The sequence below is a fragment of the Streptomyces sp. NRRL WC-3549 genome (genome assembly GCF_000721935.1).
In the GTDB taxonomy this organism is placed as follows: domain Bacteria; phylum Actinomycetota; class Actinomycetes; order Streptomycetales; family Streptomycetaceae; genus Streptomyces.
Genome location: NZ_KL585389.1, coordinates 45,237 through 46,240, shown reverse-complemented (window position 1 = coordinate 46,240; position 1,004 = coordinate 45,237). Strand labels below are relative to the sequence as shown.

The following is a 1,004-nucleotide window of genomic DNA, read 5'->3' as shown; positions in this document are numbered from 1 at the left end:
CAGCCGCAGTTGGGCCGCCGCGTAGCGGCCGGGGTGCTCGCGGGCGTAGTCGCGGTAGACGTTGCCGAGGGCGGCCAGGGCGTCCTTGCCCGCCCGCCCGGCCAGCGCGGCGTCCCCCCGGTCGGCGAGCTCCTCCAGCGCCAGCAGGGCGATGCCCGTCCTGAGGTCCTGGGAACTCCGGACGTGCGAGTACAGACTCGCCACCTTCACGCCGAAGTGCCGGGCCACCGCGGAGACGGTCACCTGCGCGAAGCCGGCCTCGTCGGCCAGCTCCGCGCCCGCCCGCACCACACGTTCGGTGGTCAGCCCTGCCCGTACCACGGCGTCTCCCTCGCTCGACGGGCTCCAGTGTGCATTTACCTAAAGCCTTTAGGCAAATTCGATGCACATCAAGGGAGGTTCAGCCGACCCTGACGCCGATGATGCAGGTGTCGTCGTCCGTGTCCGACTCGCTGTGGGTCAGCAGCCGGTCCAGGCGCCGTTCGAGGGTGGGGGCCGGAGCCCCCGCGGTGGCGAGGAGCTGGGTGAGGGAGTCCTGGACGCTGGTGTCCCGGCGCTCGATGAGTCCGTCGGTGTACATCAGCAGGGTGTCGGACGCCTTGAGCTGGATCTCCTCCTCCTGGTAGTCGGCCTCGGCGAGGGCGCCGAGCAGCATCCCCTGGAGCAGCGGCAGCGTGGTGGCCTCCTCGCCCCGCACGAGGACGGGCGGCAGGTGCCCGGCCCTGGCCCAGCGCAGGACCCGGGTCTCCGGGTCGAAGAGGCCGCAGACCGCCGTCGCGGTGACCTGTTCGGTGAGGTGGTGGGCGACGATGTTCAGCCAGGACAGGAGCTGGCCGGGACCCGCGCCGGTGATGGCGAGCCCGCGCATGGCGTTGCGCAGCACGACCATGCCCGTGGCGGCCTTGATGCCGTGGCCAGCGATGTCGCCGACGCACAGCAGGATCTGCTTGGAGGGCAGCACGACGGCGTCGTACCAGTCGCCGCCGACCTGGGACTCCGACTCC

General features: G+C 71.4%; 2 protein-coding genes. Both read right to left on the bottom strand.

Annotated elements, in window-relative coordinates; translation table 11 throughout:
• Window positions 1-321, bottom strand: a 321-nt coding sequence (locus IH13_RS0107535) for a TetR/AcrR family transcriptional regulator (RefSeq protein WP_031082194.1), incomplete at its 3' end; no start/stop codon positions are given.
• 79 nt (window positions 322-400) lie between these two features.
• Window positions 401-1,004: PP2C family protein-serine/threonine phosphatase (locus IH13_RS0107530; RefSeq protein ID WP_031082192.1), on the bottom strand; the 604-nt coding region annotated here is incomplete at its 5' end.